Below are 18,016 nucleotides of genomic sequence, written 5' to 3'. Positions count from 1 at the left end.
CGGATCGAACTGCCCTCTACCTTGCCATCTATTTGCCCAGCATCAACCTCTGCTGCTCCTTCCAGTACGCATCCCACTTCACAAGCGTTTCCTGCACCGTGGCTTTGCCAAGCAGCATCTCCTGCTCCGTCGTCGTTGATACTTTGGACCACTCATTATTACCAGGGTACTTAATCGGGGTTTGATAGTACAAATAGGTATCCGGATCATTGGTCATATCGAGCAGCGTTTTATAAGGGCCTGTCATGAAAAACGGATCTGTCGCTGCCGTCGTATGGATCGGCACAAGCCCGTATTGCTTGCTGAACGCCGTGTTCTGATCTGAACTCGACAGGAATGCGATCAGCTTCCATGCCGCATCCTTATGTGGGGAGGCTGACGGAATGCCCCAGCCTGCTGCGCCGACCGTAATCAGCGACTTGCCGCTTGGGCCTTTGGGCATCGGCACGGCCGCCCATGTACCTGGCTTCATCTGAGTCTGCAGCGTCTGAATGACGTCGCTGTCCTGCAGCAGCATCGCGGTCTGACCGGATGTGAATGCCTTCACCTGCTCATCAAATCCCCAGTACACTGATTCCTTCGGCGACGCATTCTCATACAGCTTCTTATAGAGTGTCAGCGCCTCGTCCGCAGCCGGCGTTGAATAGATCGTGGAGCCGCTGTTTAGAAAAGCGCCGTCCGTCAAATTCATAGCTGTTCCGTTGTAAGTGCGAATCATACCGTCGAAGACACCGTTCGCGCCCTTCGCGCCGCGGAAGGAGAAACCGTATTGATTACGCGCGCGATCAGTCAGCTTCACAGCGGCGTCATAGATCTCACCCCATGTAGACGGCGGGACAATATTCGCCTGATCAAACCAATCTTTGCGATAGTAGAGCTGGCGCTCGTACAGTCCATTCGCCAGAAAATACAGCTTGCCATTCACGCTCCCCACGCTAAGCGGAATTTGCTGTACCGTGGAATAATCCTGCCAGCTAGCGGTGTATGCATCGAGCGGTTCGATATATTGCTTGTTCACATAGTCCGCAACGTTAATTTCACGGACTTCAACCACGTCAAGGTCTTGCTTCGTTGACAGCATCGTCTCAATGGTTTCATCTGCCTGATCAAACGGCGGCGAGATTAGTTCCACTTGAATCGGCTTATTCTCCTGCTCGAATTGTGCGATGAGCGACTTCAGAATTTCCGTTCGCTGCGGGTTCGTCAAGCTTTCCATCATTCGCAGCTTCAGATCGCCCTCCGCCGAGGTGCTGTTCTCCTCTTCGCGGCTGGTCGCCTGTGCATCCGTTACTTGGGTGCCCCCTGTCGAGTTCGCATCTTTCGCGCTGCAGCCTGTTGCCATAACCGTCGTCGCCACTAGCAAGCCATGCAGAAGCTGCAGTCTTCCTCTTGCCGTTATCCCCATTGACCTACCCCCTGACCGCAAAAGTTGCATTCTCGGCTAATCGTTTGGCACAATCGTCAGGCAGCAGCGGACGGCTATAGTAATACCCTTGCGCATCGTCACAACTTAGCTCACGCAGCAATTGCACCTGCTCCACTTTCTCCACACCTTCTGCAGTCACTTTAAGACCAAGGCTGTGCGACATGACAATGATGGACCCTACAATGGCGCGTTCCTTCGGACTTTCAATCATATTATCGAGGAAGGACTTGTCCACCTTCAGACGTTCAATTGGGAAGTTCTTCAAATAACTGAGCGAGGAATAGCCGGTGCCAAAATCGTCAATTGATATTTTGACCCCCAAATCCGACAAGCCTTGCAGCGTTCGAATAACCTGCTCTACATCATGCATCGCAATGGATTCCGTAATCTCCAGCTCCAGCCACTGCGGCGCAAGCCCTGTCTCACGCAGGATGCGAGCGACATTATCGACGATGCCGGGACTCTGGAACTGATGAATCGACAGGTTGACCGAGACATGAACCGGAGGGAGACCGTCCTCTTGCCACGATTTATTTTGCCTGCATGCGGTGTACAGAATCCATTCGCCAATTGGGATGATTAGGCGTGTTTCTTCGGCAATGGGGATAAAATTAGCTGGAGAAATCATTCCCTGCTCATGATGCTTCCAACGAACGAGCGCTTCCACACCTACGATTGTGCCTGATTCCAAATGAACCTGCGGCTGATAGACGAGCAGCAGCTGCTCCCGCTCCAGCGCCTTACGCAAATCGCGCTCCAGCTCAAACTTGCCATACGACTTCTTGTCCATCGCAATATCGTAGAAGCGATGACTGCTTCGGCCGCTTTCCTTCACACTGTACATGGCCATATCCGCGTTCTTGATTAGCGATGGTCCGTCATCGCCATCCTGCGGATACATGCTGACGCCGATGCTGGCAGAGCAATACAGCTCTTTGTCCTGATAATAAATCGGCTGCTGGATGAGCGCGGCAAGCTCGTGAATGAGCAATTCAACTTCCACACCATCCCTAACGTTCGGCATCAGAATGAGAAACTCATCGCCGCCGAACCTTGCTGCCGTATACTCCTTCGGAAGCTGGCGCTTCAGCTTCGTTGCAATATCGACAAGCAGCTTATCGCCAGCGCCGTGCCCGAACGTATCATTAATGAGCTTTAGCCTGTCCAAGTCGATGAAGAGTACGGCAAAACGCAGCCCTTGCTGCTTCGATACATTAACTTCCCGATCCAGCAGTTCATTAAACAGCTTGCGGTTCGCCAGATCGGTCAAGTGATCGTGATAGGCCATATAGCGGATCGCCGCACTGCTTCGTCTGCGCTGATACAAGTAATTGACCAGAAATGTCGCAATGCCAATGAAGACGATACAGATCAGCATCGTGTTGCGGAGCTTCGCTGTATCCTGAATCAGCTCGTTCACCGGCACAACTGCCTCTATAGTCCAGCCTGTCGAGGCCAGCTTGCCAGTGACGACCAACTGTTGTTTACCATCAATACGAGCTACAGCGTTCCGCATCAAATACTTCGACTCATCCCGGTTTGCCTTATCCGGCGCAAGCAGAGGAATTCGGTATTTATCGCCGATTACACTTTGTCGCGATTGGCTGAGCAACCGGTTCCCATCGTTCAGCAGCACCATTTCGCCTGTTTTGCCAAGAGTGGCTTCAGCGAGCGCGCTGTTGACATCTTGTGTGCTGATTTCGACGAATAGAATATACTTCATTCCGGTCGGCAGCGTTAAAATCCGGCTAATGGCAAAGGAAGGCTGCCCGCTTTCCAGAAACCCGGTCCGTCTAGTTTCGAGCCAGACATTGCGTCCATTTCCGGCGATCGCCTGCTTGTACCAATCGCTATTCACATAGGCGAGCCTTGGTTCAGAAGGGCCGACTGTCGAAATTTCCTTAACAAGGCTATCAATCGGAAAGAAATGTACGTCTTTAATATCAGCTTTGCTGAAGAACCGCACGGAGAGGATCGATTTGATTTGATTAGCAGCGTTAAAACGATCAAGTGGGTCGCCTTGCATGTCGCCGTAGATTTGAAGACTGCTGAGAATCCCGGCGTCTGTAATGACGTTGTAGGTGAGGTCTTCGTAGGTGCGCAGCATCAGATTAAGCTCATCAACCGTTTGCATGACCGTTTGCTGGGTAGATAGTGTCATTCTTTCCTTCAAAATCACTTTGGACTGTGAGTAGGAATAAAGGCTGATGCCTGCCACAAGCACAGTCGAGATGAACAGGATAAACAAGAAGGGTTTAAAGCTTTGTGTCACCGTCAACTAGCCTCCATTCGTACCACGTCCGCGGCCCTATACTATAGGTCAGTAGAATCATTATATTACCAATTTAGCATACAGCCGTTAGTAAAGTTATTTATAAGTGTTAGATTTATATATGGTTCACGCAAAAATAAAAGCGCCCCTTCGAGTACGAAGGAACGCTAGATCAAAACGGAAGGCCAGCTTCGGTCAGGATGCGTCATTGCCGGCATTGCACACGGCCAGCTGCCGCGAAGTAACACGTTGACCGAGGGCGAGCTCTATCTCCGCTTTTGCTCCCGTCACGTCCTCTGGCTCATAGCGGCACTTCCTCTTAGACAGGGGTATCCACTTGATTCACACCCTCTGCGAGTGCGTCCACCTTCGCTTTCAGCACCTCTTCCAAATAAGCTTTGTTATGTAAGACTGCGGCGTCGGCCGGCCGATAAGCGCGGGCGCGCTCGTTGTGCACGAAGGCTCTAGCGGGATCGCCGAGCTTGTCATAGCAGACGCAAAGCTGCAGATGAGGCAGCCACGTTGAGCACGCGTTGTTATGCAGCGCCCAGGACTGCTCCGGCTTCGGCGCGTTAAACGCCGCTTCATACCAATACGCTGCAATCGCATACGCTCCCTTCTGCAAATGCCAGTATCCGATGCGGCAGCAGAAGTCAGGCCGGGGGCTGCCGTACTTGAATGATCGCAGCGCGTATTCCAGCGCCAAGTCGTCTGCGCCAAGCGCGGCATAGCTGTCTGCCATCTTCCCGCAGGCAGAAATATTATCCTCCACCCAGCCTTCCCCAGATAGCAGAAACCGGCTGTAAGACATAATCGCTTGTTCATGACGGGCATGATCGCTAAGTTCGTTAGCGTAATAGAACCGGTCTCTGGCACTGAACGATTCTCCTCTTGCGAGACGCTGCTCGTAGATCCGCAAATTCCGATCGCTGTCATGCCGGAGACTGGCGTGCGTGACCGCGATGTCAGAGGCGTGCGAGACGCCGTACACTTCCAAGTATTCATGAACCGCACCAATCCACCGGAATCCGCGCTCACGCTTCACGAGACGGTTCCTTCGCAGGACGCTTGTCACGGTGCCATACTCGTCCTTGACCAAATGATAATCCATCGAGACCGTGTCCACATCAGGCGACAGTGTGCTTTTTAACTCGAGCAGCTTATTCAAATCCGGCTCCAGCAATACGTCGTCGGCATCCAGCCAAAGGATGTATGCCGAGGTCGCTTTGCTGAATGCATAATTTCGGGCCGCCGCGAAATCGTCGATCCACTCAAAATCATAGATCGCGTCCGTGTACATCGCTGCAATGGCTTTGGTGGCATCGGTCGAGCCCGTATCCACGATAACGATTTCATCAACAGCTTTCTTTACAGATTCCAAACATCTGGAAATGACATCTTCTTCGTCTTTCACGATGAGACATAAGCTGATAGCAATCACGTTTGACGCGCTCCTCTCCAATTAAACCCCATGAATATTACTACTTTATGGCTCATACAGATCAATATTCCAATATTTGGAGAGGGTGGTGTGTTTGACCGTTCGGCGCATTCTCATCAGCAACCCTATTCGCCAAAAGCCAGAAATCCTAGCTCTATTCCTTCAGTCGCTTGAGAGGCTGCGCCATACAACATGGCAAGCTGATTACGTATTTATCGACGACAACGAAGATGCGGCCAGCGTGATGCTCACCCAATTCATTGAAGGCGTTCATGCCCAAGGCTCGTCAACCGTCAGGCTCATCGCAGGCAACAAAGCGTCTTCTGATTATAAAAAGGACGAGGTTACGCATTACTGGAATGACGAGCTGATCAGCAAAGTGGCGGATTGGAAGGATCGATTCATCCAGATCGCGAGGGAAGAGCGGTACGACGCCTTGTTCCTCGTAGATTCAGACCTGCTGCTTCATCCCGAGACGGTAGAGTCGCTGCTGAAAGCGGATAAACCGATTATCTCCGAGATTTTCTGGACGCGGTGGCAGCCAGAAGGATCGGAGCTGCCACAGGTTTGGCTCAAAGACCATTACTGGCCATGGCAGTCGGACAAAGATTCGGCAGACATGCAGCTGGAACAGCTGAAGCTTCTTACGATGCTCCGCTTGCCGGGCGTCTATGACGTCGGCGGCTTGGGCGCTTGCACACTGATACGCCGTGAAGCGCTTGAACAGCCCGTTTCTTTTCGAACGATTCCGAATCTGTCCCTTTGGGGGGAAGATCGGCATTTTTGCGTGCGCGCAGCTTCGCTTGGCATCGGGTTGTCCGTAGATACCCACTATCCTGCATTCCATATTTATCGCGATACGGATATGCCGAGAGCGCTGCAATACTTCCGCTTCACAGCACCTCAAGAGCTGGAAAGCCGCCGAGCTCCGTATTTCTTCGTGAGGAATGCTGGACCGAAGCTTGTGCTCTCGATGACGGCGCGCAACGAGGAAGGCCGCTATCTGGACGAGGCGCTGCTGCGGCACCGCGAATATATTGATGCGGCGGTCATCATCGACGACGGCAGTACGGACGCAACACCGACGATCATCCACGAGCGGCTTGACGGCATCCCGCTCTTCTACGTGCGCAACGAAATATCGCGATTCGCGAACGAAATCGAGCTGCGGCGGCAGCAGTGGGACGCGACTGTCCAGCTGCGCCCGGAATGGATTTTGAACCTGGATGCGGATGAATATTTTGAAGACAAATTTGCGGTTGAGATTGCTTCCATGTTGGCAAATCCGCTGGCGAGCTGCTATTTGTTCCGATTGTACGACTTCTGGAACGAGCGCCAATACCGTGATGACCAATACTGGCAAGCGCATCATACGTACCGCCCTTTTCTCGCTAGGTACACGCCTGGTTTCCCTTACCAGTGGAATGAAGCAAGGCAGCATTGCGGGCGATTTCCGAACAATATTTTCGATCCGGGCCCACATCTGTCCCCATTGCGATTGAAACACTTTGGCTGGGCAAAAGAGTCCGACAGATTACTGAAGGCAGCGCGCTATGCTGAGCTCGACCCTGACGCCAAATACGGCTGGCAAGAGCAGTACGATTCCATTCTCGGCGTCCCGCATCTTGTCGATTGGCAAGAGAACACTGCCGGTCAGGTCGTCACTTCCGATGGCAGCACGTATATTTCATTAGTGGCGGCTCCGACTGATACGCCGGGGACATCACCGGATTATCTGCTACTGTCAGCTGCCGGAGCCACCGGAACCACAGGTGCTACGGGTATCGGAGTAACCGGAACGACTGGAGGTACTGGATCTACTGGAAACACAGGCGCTACTGGATCTACTGGCGCGACAGGGGCGACAGGGGCTACGGGTTCGACCGGGGCTTTAGGAGACACTGGCACAACAGGTGCAATTGGGGCCACTGGTGCTACTGGCGCTACTGGCACCGGACTTGAAGGCATTACCGCTTTCAATCCTGCCAACGCTCCGACCTACCCTGCCGGTCAAGTCGTCACTTCGGACGGCAGTACGTATATCTCGTTAGTAGCTGCTCCGACTGGTACACCAGGATCGTCACCAGATTATCTACTGCTTGCCGCAGCGGGCGCAACAGGTGTTACTGGGGCTACTGGCAATACCGGTGACACAGGTGTAGCTGGGGCTACAGGTTCTACGGGGGCTACAGGAGTTACAGGTGCTACAGGTTCGAACGGTGCTGCAGGAGCCACGGGCGCGACAGGTTCGACTGGGGCAACAGGCGCTACAGGCTCAACCGGTGCCGGACTTGAAGGCATTACCGCTTTCAATCCTGCCAACGCTCCGACCTACCCTGCCGGTCAAGTCGTCACTTCGGACGGCAGTACGTATATCTCATTAGTAACAGCTCCGACTGGTACACCAGGATCGTCACCAGATTATCTACTGCTTGCCGCAGCGGGCGCAACAGGTGTTACTGGGGCTACTGGCGCTACTGGAACCACTGGTGTTACCGGAGCTACTGGCTCAACCGGCGCTACAGGAGCTACAGGAGCTACTGGAGCTACAGGTGCAACCGGGGCCACTGGCGCAACTGGAACCACTGGTGCTACCGGAGCCACTGGAGTTACTGGTTCAACAGGAGTAACTGGCGCTACTGGCACGGTTTTCACCAACATTAAGCTTTGCAGCCAACACCGGTGGCGGAGTTATCGCCGTCCTTCTTGGCGGCACCAACGTACCGCTGCCGAACAATCAGGTATTAAACGGCGGCATTACAGTGAACGGCGCCAACGATACATTTACCATTCCGTCGGCCGGTTCGTACATGATCTCCTATCAAGCCAACCTAACCGCAGCTCTGCTTCTCAGTACGCGGCTATTAATTAACGGTACTCCGTCCACGCCATCTATCGTCGCACCAGTTCTATCCTTATCCGAATTTAATAACATGGTCATCTTGTCGTTGAGCGCGGGGTCGACAATTACGCTTCAATTCTTCGGCTTGCTAGGAGCCGCGACACTTATCAGCGGTGCCGCTGGTGCGGCGCTGACCATCGTGAAGCTCTCTTAACACTAGCCCAAATTGCCACTTAAAAAGAGGAGGCGCACATCGTGAGCCTCCTCTTCTTTCAACAACCGAACCAAACGCAACGAAGGCCGCCATGACATAGCGGCCTTCAAATACCTGAGATGCCCCGTCCTTTGGACTTCACAGGAGTATAACATGATGTTATTTTAGCAGCTGATATAGCGTATCAACGGACTGCATCGCGTATTCCATTTGAACAGGCTTACCCTCTTCGGTCAGCACCAGACACGGCACACTCGCAACGCGCCACTTCTCCCGCAATATCGGCGCATAGTTGATATTCATTAAGAATACCGGAGTCGATATGCCAGCCGCTTCGGCAATTTCAAGCATCCGCAGCCCGATCCTGCACGTCCCGCACAGCGGCGTAAAGAAGAACACCGCTTCCTTGCCCTGCGAAGCGGCTTCCTGCTGCAGCCATTGCTGCTCGGTTATTTCCTTCATCCCCATAATGCCACCCTACTTCCGCCCATAATCCGCTTTAATCTCGCCCCACTGCTTCGTATGCCACTTCAGTACTTTATTCGAGTACGTATTGGTTTGCAGCCAGCGGATCGCGCGGTCGACCATAAGCCAGATCTCGGTGGTAGAGTCATCGCGGACGAGCGTGGATGAGACGGCCTTCTCTCTCACCCATTTGAGCGCATTAACCGAATCGCTGTAAACGGTCTTGTTGCTGCCGAGCTTCTTCAAGTGCGCGAGCCCGTGTACAATAGCGAGGAATTCGCCAAGATTATTCGTCCCTTTCGAAATGGGTCCTACAGCGAATATCACTTCGCCTGTTTGTGTATCAACACCCTTGTACTCAACAGGACCTGGATTGCCATTCGTACCGACATCGACGGAGATGCTGTTGTAGTCAATCTCCCCAATTTCTTCAGCAGACGGAGACTTGCGCTTGTAGAAGGAGCTTTTGCCGCCCGAATTACCGCCACCGCCACTACTTGCACCTGCACTCCCTTGTCCCCAATGCTTCTTCCATCCGCCTTGGTATGCTTCATCAGCAGCCGCACGGCTCTCATACGACTTGAACTTCGCATCGTCGAACCCGTTTGTTTGCAGCTGGCAGTCTGCCCAGCTTGTATATACGCCTGGTTTGCGCCCTAACCAGACGACATAAAATTTCTGCTTCGCCATTAGATACCTTCTTTCATCAAAGATACATCATACACTTGCACGCGGTTTCGTCCAGATTGCTTCGCCTCATAGAGCGCGGTGTCCGCCTGCCAAATGAGCATTTCCAGCTCATCGCCTGCCGATGGCGTGAAGGTTGTAACGCCTGCGCTAATCGTAACGACCGGACTGACCAGGGATGCACGGTGCGGAATTCCTAGCGCCTTCACGGCCTCACACAACCGAACACCGATATCGGCAGCCTCTTCTGCAGCAATCTCGGGCAGCAATACAATGAATTCTTCACCGCCATATCGTGCAGTGAATCCGCCACTCTGCTGAGCGAACTTGTCGAGCGCACCTGCTGTCAGCTTCAAGCAGCTGTCTCCCTCTTGATGACCATATGTGTCATTATACGCTTTAAAATAATCAATGTCGCACAGGATGATCGACAGCGGAAGCTCTCCCGACAAGGCGAGATCCCACTCCTTCTCCATCATTTCATCGAAAAATCTGCGGTTCGCAATGCTGGTCAATCCATCGAGCGACACAAGCTTCATCAGCTGCATATTCGACTCCTGCAGTTGAAGCTCTGCAAGCTTACGCTCCGTAATATCGCGGAAAATAATAATAACCGATGGCGCTTCTTGATACAGCATATAGGCCGCCGTAACTTCCGCGTCGATCGGCTCACCGTTTAGCTTCACATATCTGGTCTCGTACGGGCTGAGTACACCTTTCGTATCAAGGACCTGCTGAAGATGCTGCCTTGCCCTACTCCGAAACTCAGGATGGACGTTCTCCTGGATCGGCCTTTCCAAGAACTCTTCCAGGCTGGAACCGCCAAGCACCGCCATCGCCTTCTTATTCATAAACACGATCTGCCGATTCGTAACAACGAAGATCGCATCCGGAGACAGCTCTACCAGCTGGCGATAACGAGATTCGCTTTCCTGCATGGCCTGCTCTGCTTTCTTGCGCTCCGTTATATCGCTGCCTGCGCCGATCAATTCAATTGTCTCACCGTTCTCAATAACCGGAGTAAGACTGTTCAGGTACGTAAGTCCGTTCAAGCCGGATTCATACTGCACAGTCTCTCCCGCCCATGCGCGGTCGTAGATATCTCGAATATAATCTTGCCGATGTGGAGGAATCAATTCTTCCATTCGCTTACCGACATCATCCTGTGTCAGGCCCAGCATGTAGTACAGCTTTCCTTCAAACATGAGATAACGGTACTCCCCGTTAATCTTCTTCACTTTAAATGTAATTCCCTGCTGTTTCCGCAGTAGATCGGTGTACTCCAGTTGTACGAGAGCCAATTTGGCCTGAACGCGAGAAAAGCGGCTCCAAAGGAGAGCCGCTGTCATTATGCTTATAATAGTAAGTAGTAGTAAAAACCAGATCAACATGATGTAGACACCTGCTTGGTATATTCGGATTCATCGTTGTTATTCGACGAAAGTCTCGTAGATCCTCTAGATGTCTTCACATTAATGCAGGCTTACAAATTCATTTAGGAGCTAAGCGGAAGTGTGGACAGCGTTACTTCGCCTGTCTCAACACTCATATGAAGAGTACGGCTGACGTGGCCGCCTACTTCTGACTTCGCCGCTCTCATTTGGAGACGCGCTAGCATCGACTGAATTTGTTCCAAATTTCTGCTGCCGATTCGGTAGTAATCGCGACGCTTAGGCTCTGCTCCACCGAACAGCTGAATAACGAGATCGCCTTTGCGGCATCCGTACTTCTCCACCATCATTTGAATGAGGAGCGGAACGCCTGTTGTTGCAAAATGCCCCGGCCGCTTCTGTTCATCCCGGTTCGATAACGGCTCAGGAAGTACAATGTGCACAAGACCTGCTGCTTTCTTAATCGGACAGTAAGCTGTAACCGCCACGCAGGTGGATAGGGCGAATGTCATTATGGTGTCGATCTTGTTGTTTGAACTTTTCCATTCGCCTAATCCAACGACTTTGTTCATAGATGCCTGACTCCTACCCTTCGTGGCGGTTACTTTTCTAAGCTGCAACGTTAGTATAGCAAGCAATTGTTAGATTTTTTCAGGGAAATCAGCGCGCCGAGCAGAAATTTTACTCACACTTTATTTACATTTGTTAATGGCTGAAGAAAACGATCTGGATAAAGAACAAGACAGCGAACAGATAGAAGATCGGATGTACGTCTCTCGCTTTGCCACGAACCAGCTTCAGTACCGGATAGACGATAAAGCCAATGCCGATGCCTGTCGCAATACTGTAGGTCAGAGGCATAAGGACGACGATCAGAAACGCCGGGAACGCTTCTTCAAGATCGCTCCAGTCAATCTTCCGCAGCACGTTCAGCATCAGGAAGCCAACAATGATTAGCGCCGGTGCGGTAATCGCCGGAATACTCGCGAGCACTGAAATAATCGGCGAGAAGAACAAGGTTGCAGTAAGCAGCACGCTGACGACAACGGCCGTAAGACCCGTTCGTCCGCCAACCGCGACCCCTGCGCTCGATTCAATATAAGCCGAAGTCGGGCTTGTGCCGAGCAGCGCGCCAACAGAAGTGCCGACAGCGTCGGCAAGCAATGCACCTTGGGAGCGTGGGAATTTGTTATCCTTGAGCAGACCTGCCTGCTCTGCAACGCCTAGCATCGTGCCCGTTGTATCGAACAGCGTAATGAGCAGGAAGGTGAAGATGACCGAGTACAGCCCTTGTGTAAACACGCTGCCGATATCAAGCTGGAACGCTGTTGCATTCAGGCCGCTAGGCAGAGACACGATTGAATCCGGCATATGTAGCTGACCTGTGAAGTAAGCGATAATTCCGGTAATGAGCATACCGATGAACAGGAACCCTTTAACATCGTAAGCCATTAGAATGAGAGATACGATAAGGCCGACGACGGTAAGCAGAGTCATAGGCTGCGTTAAATCGCCGAGTGTAAGCAGAGTTGCTGGTGAATCTACGATAATCTTTGCATTTTGCAAGCCAATGAATGTAATGAAAAGACCGATCCCCGCCGTAATCGCATGTTTGAGGCTGGATGGAATTGCATCTAGCAGCATGTAGCGGAACGGAGTCAACGACAGCAGGACGAACAACACCCCGCCAATGAATACAGCGCCAAGCGCAACCTGCCACGAGAATCCGCTTCCACCAACGACCGTGTAGGCAAAATATGCGTTCAGTCCCATGCCTGGTGCGAGCACGATCGGATAGTTCGAGAACAACCCCATAATGAGAGTAGCGGTCACACTAGCAAGCACTGTCGCTATGAATACGCCGTGAAAATCCATGCCAGCCTCGCTCAGAATGCCCGGATTCACAATAACGATGTACACCATCGTCAAGAACGTCGTAATGCCGGCAATCACTTCGGTGCCAACAGTCGTTCCTCTTTCTTTCAGCTTAAACAGCTTGTCCATGAAATAAAGCGCCTCCTATATCCATTTCAACGTAAAATTAGCATCCCCCAAATAAAAAAACCTAACCTCGGGCACAGGGGCACACGTATAGACGTGTCCTGTGCTCGTAGTTAGGATTCTTCGGCTCCTTGTAGAAACCCTCAAACCATATTATTGAGGATATACGAACATGATTAGCAGATTTAATTAGTTAGGCAAAACCTTTACTAGATTAATGGTTAATGTACGTAGTGTCAATGGTTTTTGTATGATTTTGACGAAAATTCCCGAACTATCTTACAAAGGCACATGATAACGTTCGCTTTTTAGACGAAGTGCGACCGTTACCTCCTTCCGTCCTCTGCAAACCTGATATAATAGAGAGCAAGCTATAATTATCGCTCTTTAGGAGATACGACGAACGATGATGACGAATCTTGAGTATACAATTGACGATGCACAGTGGCAGATGCTGCTGGAGCAAGTTGCGAAATATTTTGACGACCTGACGATAAAACGGGGATTTCAATATTATAAGCAAGGCGCTGTCCTTAGCGTAACGATGCCGCAGGCCGATCGGCTGAGAGCTGTGGTTGAAGGTGCCGAGCATTATTCGGTGTCTCTGGAGCTGCCGAGTCTGGAACAACGATCCTGCACCTGTCCGGCGAGCAAGGGATGCAAGCATATGACTGCTGCCCTGCTTCAATATGCCGCGCTACAGGAGCGGTCAGTTCCTGCCCTCGTGAATGCTGCTACGGCAGTACGCGCTGGTGGTGCTGCTGCTGCCAAGGCGAGTTCCGGTGGGAAGAACGCTGTGGTCACAATGAAGGCGGCAAGGCCTTCGGTCACTGCAGATGAATTGGAAAAGATGGCGGTATCCGAGTGGCATCAGCTATTCGCCCGTGCGATGGGTCCGATTAACCAGCATGCAAGGTCGATGCATGAGGCAAGGGAGATTTTGGCCGTGATCCATGGCCTCAAGCCTCCGTTATCGCTTCTTATGGATCAGCTCTACGAGCTGCATGCGCATTTGTTTACGCTGGAGAAGCTGGTCAAGCCCGCGCAGGAGGATTGGCGGCACTCAGGCCTGTTCATTGGCTACCACACTCAGCTCGCGATGGATGAGCTGCTGGAAGTGACGATGCGCGGATTTGCTAGGGGGCTGTCTATCGCTGAGGAATCCGAGCTGTGGCCTCGTGTAACTGAGACGCTGCACTACTTACGAGAGCAGATGTTGAAGGAAGATAAGAGCTTGAACTGCTTCTTCAAGCTGTATCACGCCTGCTGGCGGTACTGGTTGAAGCCGAATCTCGCAGAGGCGCAGCGCGAGTTGATTGAGAAAGAGCTGCAGCAGCTGGAGGCAGCAAAGACGGAGATGGGCAGCACGCTGTCCAAGCTGCCATGGACTTTTGCCCAAAGCTTGATGTACTTATACTTGGAAAAGGATGAGGCGGCGTGGGAGCTGCTTCGAAGCGCTGGCGTCCTGCTTCCGGGGCAAGCTTCACTTCTATTCGAGGCGCTCATTCAAGAGCAGGCTTGGTCGCGGTTGGCAAACTGGCTCGCAGAGCTCGGCCCGCTCCTCGGCAGCTTCCGTACGGATGAACTTGACGGCACCTATGGCGATTATTGGGGTGCTGTACTCACGCATGTGCCGGATGCGGAATCGCGCATGTGGACAACGCTTGTAGCGATGCTTCCTTATTCGCGCAAGCTCTATGAGGACGCACTTGTCGCGCACGGCAAGTGGCGCCAGTGGATCGACTACCATATGAGCTGCGGCAGAGAGCCTCTGGACTTCCGTGCTACGATGCTGAAGCCGATTGAGAAGGATGCGCCGGAGCTGCTGCTCCCCTTCTACCATCAGGCCGTGGAACGTTACGTTCTGCTCAAGAACCGCGACAGCTACAAAGCAGCGGTAAAGCTGCTGAAGCGGCTGCTCAAGTTGTACCGCAAGTTGAAGCAGGAGCCTCGTTGGGAACATTTCATTACAGCTTTTGCCGCTCGCCATAGCCGCCTTCGGGCATTGCAGGAGGAGCTGCGAAAAGGAGGGCTATTGCAGTGAGTATGGACAACAGAAAGATAGGGACAAACGTAATACTGACTGAGCATGGCGATGCGAGTAGCTATAAAGCAAACTTGAGACATAGAGACATGACAGTGATACCTCTCCGGAGAGGAGTGCAATTGCCATGAGTACGTATACGGACACGATAATTATTCAAGTGAGTTTGACCGAGCATGGCGATGCGCTCATCTATGGCGTTAGCCAAAGTGGCGGGTACGTGCCGGGGATGACGGTGAAGCAGCGGTTGTTTACTTGGCACGAGCCTTCCTTCTATGGCACCGAGCTGGAGATCGAGAAAGTACAGGAGCTGGAGCTTGTCGTCCTCCCTTCGGAGCAGGTCATTCCATTCTTCGCTGAGCGGCATTTGCTCACTCATATCGAATGGGTATGGGAAGGCGACGCGGCGAAGCTGGCGGAGGTGGCACCGCTTGTTTCCGCGAGCATCGATGCGCGCTCCATCGTTCCAAGCTTTGCTGCTTTCCGCAAAGGAAAGCTAGCGTGGACTTGGGACGAAGGAGCGCTTGAAGCCACCTCGGTGGCGAAGCTGCGGAAGGCACTGGATGTGCCCGGTAAGAACGGCGGCGGTGGTGGAAGCTGGAACAGTGGCGATGATGGCGACGGGCATGGCAAAAGCGGAAGCTGGAACAGCGGCGATGATGGCGGCTTCGCAGTTGGGCTTCGCGCGGCGTTCTCCGCAGCCGTGTTCGAGCGCCACTTTGGCAGCGAGGAAGCGGCCGCGGATTTGCGCCGCGATTATCCGCTGCTATTCGCGCGGGAGCACGGTGGCGTTGCAGCGGCGGGCATGGACGCGCGTTCATGGCTCGTCGCCATCGGCTGGAAGGCCGACACAGCGCCGTTCCGGCCGCTGCTGCAGCTGCTGGAGCCGAGCCTCGAAGAAGGCGGCGAGAGCGAAGCATGGCGCCTTCAGCTCGTGCTGCAAGATCGGCACGAGCCTTCCATGCTTGCGTCGGCGCGGCTAACGCTCGCCGGCGAAGCGCTTGGTTCGTGGCCGGCGCCATGGTCGGCGCACGTGCATGAGCGGTCCGCCGCGTGGCTATCGCAGCTGCAGGCGAATTTGCCTGCAGCGCGTCTCGCCGGCGGCGGCAGCGATTTATTGAACAGCCCGCTCGGAGATACCGAGGCGTGGCAGTTCTTGACTGAAGACAGCCAGCGCCTGCTTGCGGCTGGCTGGCAGGTGCTGCTTCCGGGCTGGTGGGAAGCAGCGAGCAAGCGCAAACCGCGCCTGCGGGCGAAAGTCCGCTCCGGCGAGGAAGAGCGCAAAGGCGGCAAAGGCGGCAGTGGCTCGCTGTTCGGACTCGACTCTCTCATTGATTTTGACTGGCGAATTGCGATTGGCGACAGCGACCTGACTGAGGCGGAATTCGCCGAGCTCATCGCCCGCGGCGAGCGGCTCGTCCGATTCCGCGGCGAATGGGTGCCGCTTGACCCGGCGCTCATTGCACAGATCCGCAGCGCGATGGCGCGGGTTAACAAGAAGAATGGCTTGTCGTTCCAAGAGGTACTTCAGTTGCATTTGCTTAGCGGTAACGGCGGCCAGTGGCCTCGGAAAGCGAATGGTGAGGAGAAGGCTTCGAATGAAGGTGAGGATGAGCGCTCCGAAGAGCAAATCCAGCTTGAAGTCGAGCTGAATGACCATTTGACGAAGCTCATAGCCCAGTTAACGCAGCAGTCCGAGTGGCCTGCGGTAGAAGTGCCTGCTAGTTTGCAGGCTGAGCTGCGCAGCTATCAGCGGGACGGCTTCGCATGGCTTGCTTTTCTGCGCCGCTTCGGGCTTGGTGCTTGCCTCGCCGATGATATGGGCCTTGGCAAAACCGTTCAGTTCATTACCTATTTACTCCATGTGAAGGAGCAAGCGGATCACGGAGGCGCGCGAGGTCCTGCCCTGCTCATCTGTCCGACTTCCGTCCTCGGCAACTGGCAGAAAGAGCTCCGCAAATTCGCGCCATCGCTGCGTATTATGCTGCATTACGGTAACAGAAGGCTCACTGGCGATCCGTTCTGTGAAGCTTCGCTTGAGGCTGACATCGTGCTCACCTCTTTCGCGACAGCCGCGCTTGATCAAGAGACGATCAGCTCCTTCCATTGGTCGGCGATCTGCCTAGATGAAGCTCAGAACATTAAGAATGCAGGAACGAAGCAATCTGTGGCTGTGCGCAGCTTCCGCGCCAAACACCGCATTGCGATGACAGGTACGCCGATCGAGAACAGGCTGTCTGAGCTGTGGTCGATCTATGATTTCATTAATCCAGGGTATCTGGGCAGCTCGCGAAGCTTCAATGAGCAGTTCGCGCAGGCGATTGAGCGGGAACACGACGAGGAGCGGACGCAGGAGCTGCAGAAGCTCGTGAAGCCATTCATGCTGCGCCGCAAGAAGAAGGATCCTTCGATCCAGCTCGACCTGCCGGATAAAAATGAGATGAAGACGTACATCCATCTCACCGCTGAGCAAGGGGCTCTCTACGATCAGACCGTCAATGAGCTGATGGAGCAAGTGTCGAAGAAGGAAGGCATTGAGCGCAAAGGTGCGATTCTCTCAGCGCTGACTCAGTTGAAGCAGCTTTGCGATCATCCGATGCTGCTGACGAAGGAAGCGATTCCTGAAGTTAGCGAAAATGGCGAGTTCGAGAGCGAGTCGCTCATCACCCGCTCCGCCAAGCTGGAGAGGCTGCTTGCGATGGTGAGGGAGCTGCGGGAGGAAGGCGAGCGGTGTTTGATTTTCACGCAGTATATTGGCATGGGGCAAATGCTGCAGCGGGTGCTGGCGCATGAACTGCAGGAGAAAGTGCTCTACTTGCACGGCGGCACGTCGAAGACGGCGCGCGACCGGATGATCGATCAGTTCCAAGCGCAGACGCTGCCAGCGGATGAACAGCCGAATATATTCATTCTTTCCATCAAAGCGGGCGGTGTCGGGCTCAATCTAACGGCGGCTAACCATGTGTTCCATTTTGACCGTTGGTGGAATCCTGCGGTTGAGAATCAGGCGACGGACCGCGCATACCGGATGGGCCAGACCCGCGATGTGCAGGTGCATAAGTTTATCTCGCTCGGCACGCTGGAGGAGCGGATTGATGAGATGCTGGTGAACAAGCAGCAGCTGAGTGACAACGTCATCACAAGCTCAGAAGGCTGGATTACCGAGCTGTCGACTGATGCGCTGAAGGACTTGTTCACGCTGCGGCGTGATATTATGGATAGTTAATTGTATA

The 18,016-nt window shown here is 53.4% G+C and carries 11 protein-coding genes, 1 pseudogene and 1 riboswitch; of the genes and pseudogenes, 4 read left to right on the top strand and 8 right to left on the bottom strand.

The genetic code is table 11. The features are described from left to right. Positions 1-28: 28 nt before the first annotated feature. The 3 genes from BMY11_RS18430 to BMY11_RS18420 form a co-directional block, all read right to left on the bottom strand. On the bottom strand, positions 29-1,405 hold the full coding sequence (locus BMY11_RS18430; RefSeq protein ID WP_090579354.1) for an ABC transporter substrate-binding protein: 1,377 nt from the start codon (positions 1,403-1,405) through the stop codon (positions 29-31). A 4-nt stretch (positions 1,406-1,409) separates the two neighbouring features. Continuing rightward, on the bottom strand, positions 1,410-3,698 hold the full coding sequence (locus BMY11_RS18425; RefSeq protein ID WP_090579350.1) for a bifunctional diguanylate cyclase/phosphodiesterase: 2,289 nt from the start codon (positions 3,696-3,698) through the stop codon (positions 1,410-1,412). A gap of 319 nt (positions 3,699-4,017) precedes the next feature. Further along, positions 4,018-5,139 (bottom strand): glycosyltransferase family 2 protein, encoded by a 1,122-nt coding sequence (locus BMY11_RS18420; RefSeq protein ID WP_090579348.1) that lies wholly within the window; start codon positions 5,137-5,139, stop codon positions 4,018-4,020. 94 nt (positions 5,140-5,233) lie between these two features. Here BMY11_RS18420 and BMY11_RS29735 point away from each other — a divergent pair. Together BMY11_RS29735 and BMY11_RS29730 are read left to right on the top strand one after the other, a co-directional pair. Further along, positions 5,234-7,777: pseudogene (locus tag BMY11_RS29735) on the top strand (glycosyltransferase family 2 protein); the annotation flags it as partial. After that, positions 7,770-8,195: a BclA C-terminal domain-containing protein gene (locus BMY11_RS29730; protein ID WP_371262887.1), complete on the top strand. Its 426-nt coding sequence runs from the start codon at positions 7,770-7,772 to the stop codon at positions 8,193-8,195. The pseudogene BMY11_RS29735 and the gene BMY11_RS29730, both read left to right, overlap by 8 nt. A 159-nt stretch (positions 8,196-8,354) precedes the next feature. Here the strand turns inward: BMY11_RS29730 and BMY11_RS18405 are convergent, their stop codons facing one another. The 5 genes from BMY11_RS18405 to BMY11_RS18385 form a co-directional block, all read right to left on the bottom strand. Then, complete coding sequence (locus BMY11_RS18405) at positions 8,355-8,657, bottom strand: thioredoxin family protein (protein WP_256217632.1); 303 nt, start codon at positions 8,655-8,657, stop codon at positions 8,355-8,357. A 15-nt stretch (positions 8,658-8,672) separates the two neighbouring features. After that, a complete protein-coding gene (gene rnhA, locus BMY11_RS18400; protein WP_090579342.1) occupies positions 8,673-9,350 on the bottom strand; it encodes a ribonuclease H in 678 nt (225 codons plus the stop codon). Then, positions 9,350-10,585, bottom strand: a complete 1,236-nt coding sequence (locus BMY11_RS18395) for a sensor domain-containing diguanylate cyclase (protein ID WP_177182705.1) — start codon at positions 10,583-10,585, stop codon at positions 9,350-9,352. Before BMY11_RS18395 ends, rnhA begins: the two co-directional genes overlap by 1 nt. A 257-nt stretch (positions 10,586-10,842) precedes the next feature. Next, on the bottom strand, positions 10,843-11,310 hold the full coding sequence (locus tag BMY11_RS18390; protein WP_090579336.1) for a chemotaxis protein CheD: 468 nt from the start codon (positions 11,308-11,310) through the stop codon (positions 10,843-10,845). A 133-nt stretch (positions 11,311-11,443) separates the two neighbouring features. Continuing rightward, positions 11,444-12,742 carry an NCS2 family permease gene (locus BMY11_RS18385; RefSeq protein WP_090579333.1) on the bottom strand — a complete coding sequence of 433 codons (1,299 nt, stop codon included), beginning with the start codon at positions 12,740-12,742 and terminating at the stop codon, positions 11,444-11,446. Between the two features lie 87 nt (positions 12,743-12,829). Beyond that, a riboswitch (purine riboswitch) is annotated at positions 12,830-12,929 on the bottom strand. Positions 12,930-13,145: 216 nt separating this feature from the next. On the opposite strand from BMY11_RS18385, the gene BMY11_RS18380 reads away from it, so the two are divergent. Together BMY11_RS18380 and BMY11_RS18375 are read left to right on the top strand one after the other, a co-directional pair. Further along, positions 13,146-14,783 (top strand): SWIM zinc finger family protein, encoded by a 1,638-nt coding sequence (locus tag BMY11_RS18380; protein WP_256217631.1) that lies wholly within the window; start codon positions 13,146-13,148, stop codon positions 14,781-14,783. Positions 14,784-14,910: 127 nt separating this feature from the next. After that, entirely contained in the window at positions 14,911-18,009 is a 3,099-nt protein-coding gene (locus BMY11_RS18375; RefSeq protein WP_090579330.1) for a DEAD/DEAH box helicase, read from the top strand. Positions 18,010-18,016: the final 7 nt, after the last annotated feature.

Source organism: Paenibacillus sp. OV219 (assembly GCF_900110075.1).
In the GTDB taxonomy this organism is placed as follows: Bacteria; Bacillota; Bacilli; order Paenibacillales; family Paenibacillaceae; genus Paenibacillus_Z.
Note: the sequence above shows the minus strand (reverse complement) of the source record. Positions and strands in the feature narration are given on the sequence as shown.

Coding starts and splice junctions, on each gene's coding strand:
- BMY11_RS18430 (WP_090579354.1), bottom strand. CDS start 1,405: ATGGGGATAACGGCAAGAGGAAGACTGCAGCTTCTGCATGGCTTGCTA.
- BMY11_RS18375 (WP_090579330.1), top strand. CDS start 14,911: ATGAGTACGTATACGGACACGATAATTATTCAAGTGAGTTTGACCGAG.
- rnhA (WP_090579342.1), bottom strand. CDS start 9,350: ATGGCGAAGCAGAAATTTTATGTCGTCTGGTTAGGGCGCAAACCAGGC.
- BMY11_RS18385 (WP_090579333.1), bottom strand. CDS start 12,742: ATGGACAAGCTGTTTAAGCTGAAAGAAAGAGGAACGACTGTTGGCACC.
- BMY11_RS18390 (WP_090579336.1), bottom strand. CDS start 11,310: ATGAACAAAGTCGTTGGATTAGGCGAATGGAAAAGTTCAAACAACAAG.
- BMY11_RS18380 (WP_256217631.1), top strand. CDS start 13,146: ATGATGACGAATCTTGAGTATACAATTGACGATGCACAGTGGCAGATG.
- BMY11_RS18405 (WP_256217632.1), bottom strand. CDS start 8,657: ATGAAGGAAATAACCGAGCAGCAATGGCTGCAGCAGGAAGCCGCTTCG.